Below are 813 nucleotides of genomic sequence, written 5' to 3'. Positions count from 1 at the left end.
GGGGGCTGTCCGCCCCCTCTTGCGGCGAAGCCGCAATTCACCCCCGAGGATATTTGGACACAAAAGAGAAAGCCTGGAACTCTTCGTCATCCGAAGGAACAGCAGGGAGGTGGCCTGGTGAAGATCGGCGCATTGAGAGAGAATCACGAGAGGGAGGCGCGCGTTGCAGTGACGCCGTCCTCGGCCGCGCATCTGAGGAAGCTGGGCCATGAGGTCTTTGTGGAATCGGGTGCGGGCGCGGGGGCGGGGTTTTCCGACGCCGCCTATCAGGCCGCCGGCGTCGCGGTCGCGCCGAATGCCCAGGCGCTGGTCGGGGCGGTCGAGGTGGTGGTCAAGGTCCGCCCGCCGAACGAGGGCGAGCTGCGGCAGATGCGGCGCGGCCAGACGCTGATCTCGCATTTCTGGCCGGCGCAGAACCCGGACCTCCTGGAGCTGGCGCGCGAACAGGGCGTCACCGCCATCGCCATGGACATGGTGCCGCGCATCTCGCGCGCGCAAAAGATGGACGCGCTCAGCTCGATGGCCAATATCGCCGGCTACCGCGCGGTGATCGAGGCGGCCNCGCCGGCCAAGGTGCTGGTGGTGGGCGCCGGCGTCGCCGGGCTTGCCGCCATCGGCGCGGCGGTCAGCCTGGGCGCGCAGGTCCATGCCTTCGACGTGCGCCCCGAGGTGGCCGAGCAGATCGAATCCATGGGCGCGGAATTCGTCTACCTGGACTTCCAGGACCAGGTCCAGGACGGGGCCGCCACCGGCGGCTATGCCGCGCCCTCGTCCCCCGAGTTCCGCGAAAAGCAGCTCGAGAAGTTCCGCGAA

Annotated in this window: 1 pseudogene; it reads left to right on the top strand. The window is 68.7% G+C overall.

The features are described 5' to 3' along the window. Positions 1–117 precede the first annotated feature (117 nt). A pseudogene (locus FE811_RS27035) lies at positions 118–813 on the top strand (NAD(P)(+) transhydrogenase (Re/Si-specific) subunit alpha); the annotation flags it as partial.

The organism is Paracoccus sp. FO-3 (assembly GCF_006386455.1).
Taxonomy (GTDB): Bacteria; Pseudomonadota; Alphaproteobacteria; order Rhodobacterales; family Rhodobacteraceae; genus Paracoccus; species Paracoccus versutus.
Note: the sequence above shows the minus strand (reverse complement) of the source record. Positions and strands in the feature narration are given on the sequence as shown.